Annotated in this window: 6 protein-coding genes; all 6 read right to left on the bottom strand. The window is 33.7% G+C overall.

The annotated features are described in order from the left end of the window. Nucleotides 1–198 precede the first annotated feature (198 nt). Nucleotides 199–681 carry a hypothetical protein gene (locus E4100_RS08570; RefSeq protein WP_135271636.1) on the bottom strand — a complete coding sequence of 161 codons (483 nt, stop codon included), beginning with the start codon at nucleotides 679–681 and terminating at the stop codon, nucleotides 199–201. A gap of 323 nt (nucleotides 682–1,004) precedes the next feature. Beyond that, nucleotides 1,005–1,619: a hypothetical protein gene (locus E4100_RS08565; protein WP_135271635.1), complete on the bottom strand. Its 615-nt coding sequence runs from the start codon at nucleotides 1,617–1,619 to the stop codon at nucleotides 1,005–1,007. A gap of 352 nt (nucleotides 1,620–1,971) precedes the next feature. Continuing rightward, the gene (gene xdh / locus E4100_RS08560; RefSeq protein WP_135271634.1) at nucleotides 1,972–4,584 is read right to left on the bottom strand and encodes a selenium-dependent xanthine dehydrogenase; all 2,613 of its coding nucleotides are present in this window, start codon (nucleotides 4,582–4,584) and stop codon (nucleotides 1,972–1,974) included. Nucleotides 4,585–4,588: 4 nt separating this feature from the next. Then, nucleotides 4,589–6,001, bottom strand: coding sequence for a dihydropyrimidinase (gene hydA, locus E4100_RS08555; protein ID WP_135271633.1), 1,413 nt, complete (start codon nucleotides 5,999–6,001; stop codon nucleotides 4,589–4,591). Nucleotides 6,002–6,049: 48 nt separating this feature from the next. Further along, the gene (locus E4100_RS08550; protein WP_135271632.1) at nucleotides 6,050–7,408 is read right to left on the bottom strand and encodes a uracil-xanthine permease family protein; all 1,359 of its coding nucleotides are present in this window, start codon (nucleotides 7,406–7,408) and stop codon (nucleotides 6,050–6,052) included. 22 nt (nucleotides 7,409–7,430) lie between these two features. Further along, entirely contained in the window at nucleotides 7,431–8,753 is a 1,323-nt protein-coding gene (gene ssnA, locus E4100_RS08545; RefSeq protein WP_135271631.1) for a putative aminohydrolase SsnA, read from the bottom strand. Nucleotides 8,754–8,782: the final 29 nt, after the last annotated feature.

Below are 8,782 nucleotides of genomic sequence, written 5' to 3'. Positions count from 1 at the left end.
CGGGTTCTGACAGAAATTCTATAATCGCAAAGGCAAAATAAATTAATTTATCTCTTGACTTTTAATAGCTGGTCTTACAAATATAACCATGTCCGACTGTAATATAGCCTATCAATAAATAACTATTAATTTTTATACAGTCAAAATTTAGTATGTGTCCTGTAGATATTTGCACAAGGAACTAAATCCCTCATTTAACTAAATTGTGAACTCAAGTTTTTCTGTGATACTTATTACTTCACCATCTTTCACTTCAATAAAGAAAGGAACTCTTTGAGCAGGAGGTTCATCAGAATATGATGTTTCCAAATGTTGAATGAATTCTTCTTTTTTTGTAGTAGTATAAGATCTATCGCTGTCTTTATCATTTATAAAAAGAAGATCCGAATCAATAAAAGTATATAATGTTTTGTCTGTTAATTCATATTCCTCTTTCTCTATGTCTGGGTTATAAATATAATACCCATTAGGAAGATCCTCATTTTGATTTAATTCAAGTTCTGCTATTCTATCAATATCTTCAATTGTAACTATTTCAACTCTATCCAAATATAATGTATTGTCTTCAATAACTATATACCCAACCAAAGATTCAGTTTCTGTCTGTTCTTCTTGCGAAGTACATCCAGCTAATACAAGCACATACGCCATAACAAGTAATATGATTGTTCTTTTTTTCATGATAACCTCCAATGTTTTCATAATGTCATCCTTTCGTTTTTTAGTTCTGTGACCATTGCCCTTATCACTTTATTTGCATTATAAGTTATAGCTACTCAATTACACAAGTGAAGTCAAACATATGTATTTATGCTTTTTAAGGGATTAACATTAATGCTTCTTACCCATACTGCTATAGCAATTATAATAATTATTAAAATTGAAGTTGTTGTTATATTCTTCTTTTTCATTACTTATCTCTTCTTTAAATCAAGTAGTATTTTCCAATACTTCTGATTAATTTTATTTTAATGGATCATTTGCAAAGGAATAATTATATTATATTAGTTTTTAATATCAATTACTGATGTATCAAAATCATATGACAGATCTTCTGATTTAAACCAAAGATCAGATTCCTGCATAGGCATGGACATCCTTACCCAGTCTTCTTTTCGCTCTAATACTATCCCTACTCCAGCTTGTAACCCTTTTTCATTACCATCAATTTCATCATAGCTCATTGCATTTTTTACAACAGCTTGGTTAGCATTATTGGCAAAAAGTGACTCATCAAAATTAAGTTTACTTTTATCAACTGTTCCTCGAATACGTGGAATATCCCCAAATGCTTGAACAACTCTGCATTCATTACCATTTCCCTCAATTACTATTACCATGTCATTTTTATTTAATTGAAATTCCTCATTTTCTAATGTTTGATAAATATTATTATCATTAGTATATACTGTAATTACATATGGGTCTTTTAAAACTACATCTTCAGTGATTATAGCTATCTTACCTTCATATTGAACTAGTTGATCATCAGATAATACTTGTTGATCTGTACCTTCTGGTAATTCTATATTTTCATCAGGAGGATTTTGATTAGTACAGCCTATTACTATAAACCCTGTTAAAACTATTACCACTATAAGCAATATAAGTTTTTTCATGAAATCACCTTTCATTAAGCATACATTAAACTATTTATATATTCAAGTACAATACCAAGTATCTTACTTAGCATCTAAACAAGGTCAATCTTTCGTACCATTCAATAAAAACCTCTCGAATTGATGCATGAAATTCAGTATTAAAAGGCAATGTCCCAAATAGCAAGCCTAATACAATAATAGAAATTGATGCTATTTGGTTGTATTAATAGAAATTTATTGTACTAGGAAAAGAGTAAATCAAATAAAAAAATTATTTTTTTATGGATATTTATTGTAGACTTGTTGTGGTTTTTATATTCAGTTTAAAAGCAGATGAGCTAATTGATATCAATTAGCTCATCTAACATTCTCATTTCTTCTTGCTGTAAAATGTATTTTCTAATGGATATTTATATCTAAATATCCCGTCTTTTTTATAATAAGCATTTTGTAAAGCAGGAGCCATAAGTGTTGCCACAATTTCTCCTATTCCCTTCGCTCCATAAGCAGGTTTATCCGCTGGGTTTTTTTCTATCAATTTAACCTCAATTTCTGGCATCTGGTGAGCTTTAAATAAACCAAGTGTTCCTAATTTTACTTGAGGCACTCCATCTTTTAATGGAAAATCTTCAGTCAATCCATACCCCAGCCCCATTGCGATTCCACCTTCAACCTGACCTTCTGCCCCAGTTTTGTTTATGACTTTTCCAACATCATGTGCAGCAAATACTTTGACAACTTTTCCGTCCTTATCTAATACACAAATCTGAGTAGCATACCCATAAGCGATGTGGCTCACTGGGTTCTCTTTGTCTGAACCCATAGGATCAGTTTTGTAGTCAAACTCTCCCTTATACTCCTTCTCATTCAAGTCACTAAGTGTAAATCCTTTGTCTAGGTCTTCTTTTAGTTGTGTACTTGCAATTCTTGCTGCTTCTCCCGCAAAAACCGTCTGCCTTGATGCAGTAGTAGTTCCTGAATCAGGTGTGTATTCTGTGTCAGGATGCTCGACAATCAATTTGTCTGTTGTCAATCCTGTAGTGTATGCAACTATCTCCATTAAAACAGTTTGTATCCCTTGACCCATATCAGCAGCAGATGATTTAATATGCACTTTACCATCTTTTATTTTTAGATTACATCTCCCAGTATCTTTTAATCCAACGCCTATTCCTGAATTCTTCATAGCACAAGCAATACCAACATAATAATTTGGATCATTCTCATATTTATAGAACTCATCTTTTAAAGCTTCCAATGTTTCCGCCATGGCAGTACCCTCATCTGCAATCTGTCCATTAGGTAGTACTTCTCCCGGTCTTATAGCATTCCTATATCTTATCTCCCAACCTGATAATCCAGTTTTTTGAGCTAATTCATTTATTAAACACTCTATAACTGCAACTGATTGTGTTACTCCAAATCCTCTAAAAGCTCCAGCAGGTGGGTTATTTGTATAATAAGCATTCCCTTCTATATCGACGTTTTGGTAATTATAGGGTCCCCCCATATGAGTACACGCTCGTTGCAATACTGGACCACCAAGTGAAGCATATGCGCCAGTATCTGAGGTGAGTCTAGCTTTCATAGCTAAAAATTTTCCGTTTTCATCACAGGCAATTTTTGCATATATCTTCATAGCATGTCTTTTTGGGTGATAATTAATGCTTTCTTGTCTTGTAAATGAAACTTTAACTGGTCTTTTTGTCAAATATGCACACAGTGCAGCTTGATGCTGCACGCTCATGTCTTCCTTGCCGCCAAATCCTCCACCTACATAAGCAGAATGGATTCTTACCTTTTCTCTTGGAATCCCTAAATACTCCCTTATTTCATTGTATTCATCGTATATCCCTTGCCCTCCTGTAATTACATAAACGCCATCTTCGTAAGGCATTGCAAGTGCGGATTCAACTTCCATAAAAGCATGTTCTGTGGGAGGAAGTTCAAATGTTCCTTCTGCAAAATACTTAGCTTTCCTAAATTGACTTTCTACATCTCCTCTTTTAACTTCTTCATGATCAAATAAGTTGTTTTCAGGAACTCTAAACTTACCAAAATGCATAAATCCCTCACCATGTATTTGATGAGCACCTTCTTGTTTAGCTTCTTCAGGGCTTGTTATTGGTTTTAAGATTTCGTATTGAACTTCTACTAGTTCACACGCTTTCTGTGCTATTTCTTTAGTCTCTGCCACAACCATTGCCAGAGTGTCGCCTATGCACTTTGTCTGTTCATTTATGTCGATCATACCTGGCCAATCCTTTGCTAAATGTCCAATATACCTATTGCCGGGAATATCTTTTGCTGTGTAAATGGCAACCACACCTTCTAATTGTTCTGCTTTCGAAGTATCGATCGAAAGTATTTTAGCCCTTGCATATTTAGTAAATACATTTTTACCATATAACATGCCATCTACATAATAATCATCTGCATATTTCCCTGTGCCAAGTACTTTATCTTCTACATCTACTCTTTTTACTATTTCGCCTAATTTTATGTGATTATCAAATTCAGGAATTTCCAAATTTTCTCTCAATATCTTTGCTGCTAATAATATTCCTTCTTCTATTTTCTTATATCCAGTGCATCTGCAAATATTCGTCTTTATTGCCATCTTCACGTCTTCTTTAGTTGGATTAGGATTTTTATCTAACAAACATTTCCCAGATATAACCATTCCCGGTATACAAAATCCACATTGAACTGCCCCTACTTTTCCAAAAGCATACACAAAAGCATCTCTTTCTCTTTGTGTGAAACCCTCGATGGTTTGTATTTTTTTATTCTCTAATCTAGACAATTTTTGTGTACATGCTCTTTGAGTTTTTCCGTCTATTATAACTGTGCATGTGCCACAAGCACCTTCTTTACAACCATCCTTTACAGATGTAATTTTTAGCACGTCTCTTAAATAATCTATAAGCAGCATGTCTTCTTTTACACTATAAATAGTATCGTTAATGTTTAGGGTATACATTTTTTTACCTCATTTCTACATTTCTATATAAGTTAGATAGAAATTTATCACTTATCTTTTGACTTCTTTTTATAAACTTCCCTGTTTTTAATTCATTAAATGTTTTCCCATTGTCTATTACAATATCGCCTCTTAGCAGCACTTTATCTACTTTAAAGTCCGATTCAAAACCCTCATACACAGTGTAATCTGATTTAGAATGTCGATTTGATTTAGAAATGGTATATCTTTGCTTTTTCAGTATTGCAATGTCAGCATCATTTCCAATATTTATGCTCCCTTTTTTATCAATTCCAAAGATCTTAGCTGGATTTGAACACAATTTTTCAATTAAGTTATTTAGAGAAACTCCTCTTCTTATCCCCTCAGTCAAAACTAGTTCCATTCTTTCTTCAACACCACCAACACCGCCAGGTGATAACCTAAAATCTTCTTTTCCAACGATTTTTTGGTCAAGCATAAACGGGCAATGATCAGTTGCTATGACATCAACATCTTTGTTTTCGATCCCTCTCCAAAGAGCTTCAATATCTTCCTTCGTTCGCAAGGGAGGAGCCATTATATATTTTACACTTTCATTGCTATCCATTTCATATTTTTCTTTGTCCAAAGTTAAATATTGTGTGCAGGTTTCACAATATATATTCTTCGCTCCATTTTTTCTAGCGTTTATTATTTCATTTAGTCCTTCTTTAGTAGATACATGGACAAAGTACAAATTTGGATACCCAGTTATTTCAGAAAGAGCTATCATTCTACTTATGGCTTCACTTTCTGACTTATTTGGCCTTGAAAGAGCATGATATATTGGTTCTTTGTATCCCTTTTCTCCAAAATATTGCCTTAAATATGTTACTATCCCATGATTTTCAGCATGAACTGCTAGGGTTACTTCTAATTTTTTCGCTATGTCCATAGCTCTTAATATTTCTTCATCTGACAATCTATTGTCATAAGTAAGATATATCTTAAAACTCGTTATCCCTTCTTTGGCTAGTTCTTTCATCTCGTCAAATATACTATCATTTACTTGTTGAATTACCCCATGAAATGAATAATCGCAAACAGATCTACCATCTGCTAATTTATGATATTGATCTATCATGTATCTCAAATCACAATTCTTCGGGCCAAAAGCTATATGATCTACTATTGTAGCAGTACCTCCATATAATGCAGCAATTGATCCAGAATAAAAATCATCAACTGCTCTAAAATTTCCTAAATCCAAGTCCATGTGAGTGTGCACATCTACTCCTGCCGGAATAACTAATTCTCCTTCTGCATCAATCACATTGCAATCACTTATGTTTTCAATTTTACCCATCTCCGTAATAGTCCCATCTTCTATCAAAACCGATCCATAAAAAGATGCATCAGGGTTTACTATAAGTCCATTTTTAATCAATGTTTTCATGCTTTGCCTCCTAAGATTTAAAGGTAAAAAATGATTTACCTAATACCCCTACTTGTTTTCAATGGCTTTCCTTTCAGCTTCTTCCTCAGCTAATGTCTTATTTGGCAAAATAAGATTTAGTACAAATACAACCACTGTAGCAAGGACAACTGGCGAACTTGCAAATACCATTCTAAACCACTCTGGCAAATATTGAAGTCCTTCAGCAGGTATTTGCGTTATACCCATTCCTAGTGCAATTCCAAGCCCTACTATAGTCGTGTTTCTAACTGACATTTCATCTTGAACTATCAATTTCATTCCCGTCATTGTAATTTGTGCAAATACAGATATTGTAGCTCCGCCTATGACACATTGTGGTATAGATGTCATGAAAGCGCCAAATTTAGGCACAAATCCAGCTGCCAATATAAAAAGTGAAGTCAATCTAAAAACTTTTAAGCTAACTACTTTAGTCATTGCAACTATGCCTACATTTTGGCTATATGTTGCTGTTGGCAATGCGCCTATAAAAGACCCTATAATACTCAAAACTCCGTTTGCTTTAATTCCATTTGAAAGTTCTTCATCTGTAGGTTCTCTATCCAAGCCACCTACTGTAGTTCCTGAAAAATCGCCAACTGCTTGTACAGCATTAACAGCAAACATGACCATCATCGTTGCAATAGCTGCAGGTGGAAATTCAAATTTATATGGCATAATCTTAGGCAAATTAAACCATGATGCTGTTTGAATACTGTCGAATGAAACTATGTTAGCCATCAAACTTGCAATATATCCTACTATGATTCCGATTAAAATAGCTGCAAGTTTAACATATCCTTTTCCAAACATATTACATAGCAATACCACAACTAAAGTCAACACTGCAATTCCCCAATAAATTAATCCTCCATATCTAGGGTCAGTTGACTGAAATCCTCCAGCCATGTAGTTTACTGCAACTCTATAAAGAGATAGCCCTATTGTGAAAACCACCGTTCCTGCGACCATTGGAGGAAAATATTTTCTTATTTTCTTAATAAAAATACCTACTGCAAATGCTGTCAATCCACCAAATATTTGAGCCCCAAATATAGCTCCTATACCATATTCTCCACCTATTGCTAATATAGTTGGGATATATGCAAAGCTAACTCCTATGATTACCGGAAGCCCTGAGCCAATCCTGAATATAGGAAAAGACTGAAGAAAGGTTCCAATTGCAGCAATAAACATACTGGCTTGTACTAATTGAATCCTTTGATTAGCATCTAATCCGATTGCACCTGATAATACTAATGCAGGTAATACGTTCCCTACAATCATTGCTAATAAGTGCTGCAATGACATTGGGAGTGCCACTTTCAAGCTAGGATTTCCATCTAAACTGAACAAAGATGTGTTTTTATTTGTACTTTTTTCCATTTTTAAACCTCCTAAGATTGTGTTAAATCAATCTCCAAATTTCTTTTGCTCTTTGTCTTGAATTTGCATTAATTCTTCTCTCATCTACTGTCAAAATTTCACGATCTCTCATCACGAATTTTCCATTTACCATAGTATCGTTGACATCTCTCCCACTTAAGCCAAATATGAGATGCCCAAACCAATTGCTCTCATCTAGTGGGGTTGTCGGATCATAAGAAAGTGTAATAACATCAGCATATGCACCTTCTTTTATTATTCCAAGTTCATGTTTAAAATAATTTTTCAATAGCTTAGGATTATTTTCAAATTGCATTTTCTTTGTTTCATTAAAGCCCACCGTGTTATCATAAGTATTAAATTTATGCAATATATTAGCACATTTCATTGAATCGAACATATCATTCGTGTATGCGTCGGTCCCTAATCCAACGTTTATGCCCATATCCATCATTCTCAATACGTTAGGGCATCCTACTGCATTGTTCATATTGCTTTGAGGATTATGCACTACATTTGTATTAGTTTGCTTTAATATTTCCATCTCAAGTGGATTTATATGTACGCAATGCACTGCAATACATTTTTCGTTTAATATATTAAAGTCAAACAACCTCTCTACTACTCGCTTCTCGTATTTTTTTAGAGAATCAAATTGATCATGTATGCCTTCAGCTACGTGGATATGAAATCCAGTGTCCAATCCATTTGAAGCTTCTTTAACTTTATAGAGCGTATCATCAGATAGTGTAAATGATGCATGAAGCCCAAATAATGCTTTAATCATGTCAGAATTGTCATTTTGACAATATTTGATAAAGTTAACATTTTCTTTTATCCCTAAATCTCTCCTGATGTATCCATCTCTGTCGGTTACTTCATAGCATAAACTAGTTCTAATACCAATCTCTGTGGCAGCTTCTTTTATTTTATATAAACTCCCATCTATGGCATTTGGACTTGAATGATGATCAATTAATGTTGTCACACCATTTTTTATGGATTCGATGTAAGTGGTATAAGCATTTAATTTTACATCTTCTAAGCTCAATTTTTTATCTAGATTCCACCATAAATTTTCTAATACATTTAAAAACCCAGATGTATTTTTATTTACGTTCATTCCTCTAGCATATGCTGAATAAATGTGACTATGAGCACATATAAATCCTGGCATAATCAGTTTCCCATCTACATCTATTACTTCTTCATCTTTGTATTTTGTTATCAAGTCTTTAAAACTTCCAACCTCTGCAATAAAATTGTCCTTGATGAGAATCGCTCCATCTTCTATCAATGTGTTTTTCTCATCGTTTGTTATGACTGTACCATTTCCAATAATCACAGCTTTCACTCCTTCATAGAATCCATAAA

It is taken from the genome of Soehngenia longivitae (genome assembly GCF_004684055.1).
GTDB lineage: Bacteria > Bacillota > Clostridia > Tissierellales > Tissierellaceae > Soehngenia > Soehngenia longivitae.
The sequence above is the reverse complement of the archived record's forward strand: the minus strand, read 5'-3'. Positions and strand labels throughout refer to the sequence as shown.

Bases quoted from the DNA above. Each gene is read 5' to 3' on its own strand.
- xdh (WP_135271634.1), bottom strand. From the start codon at position 4,584: ATGTATACCCTAAACATTAACGATACTATTTATAGTGTAAAAGAAGAC.
- E4100_RS08570 (WP_135271636.1), bottom strand. From the start codon at position 681: ATGAAAAAAAGAACAATCATATTACTTGTTATGGCGTATGTGCTTGTA.
- hydA (WP_135271633.1), bottom strand. From the start codon at position 6,001: ATGAAAACATTGATTAAAAATGGACTTATAGTAAACCCTGATGCATCT.
- E4100_RS08565 (WP_135271635.1), bottom strand. From the start codon at position 1,619: ATGAAAAAACTTATATTGCTTATAGTGGTAATAGTTTTAACAGGGTTT.
- E4100_RS08550 (WP_135271632.1), bottom strand. From the start codon at position 7,408: ATGGAAAAAAGTACAAATAAAAACACATCTTTGTTCAGTTTAGATGGA.